Consider the following 290-nt stretch of genomic DNA (forward strand, 5'->3'; position numbering starts at 1 on the left):
GTTGAGTGCGAGTGTCTTGGTGAGAACTCATGATCTTTGTTGCTTTGGTATCTACTCTTAATGGACTTGCTTGTCCAGTAGATGCAACTAGAGCAGTGTGTGGAGAAGGAAGTGAGTCTTCCTGGATTTGTAGGTGGGATCGATGTGCCTTGGTTGGTTGGTTGCTTGTGTGACCCTTTTTGCATGGAACCACTGAATTGTGTCCATGTGTTGGCTTGTGTGCCTCTTTTTGTTTCTCCTTGGGGAGTAGGTGCATTGTTTCCCTGTTTTCTCCTGATTGTAAGTTGATG

1 protein-coding gene is annotated in these 290 nt (G+C 45.5%); it reads right to left on the bottom strand.

Annotated elements, in window-relative coordinates:
* On the bottom strand, positions 1–256 hold a 256-nt coding region (locus tag SB775_RS28705; RefSeq protein ID WP_410864585.1), incomplete at its 3' end, for a hypothetical protein.
* Positions 257–290: the final 34 nt, after the last annotated feature.

It is taken from the genome of Peribacillus sp. SIMBA_075 (assembly GCF_046534585.1).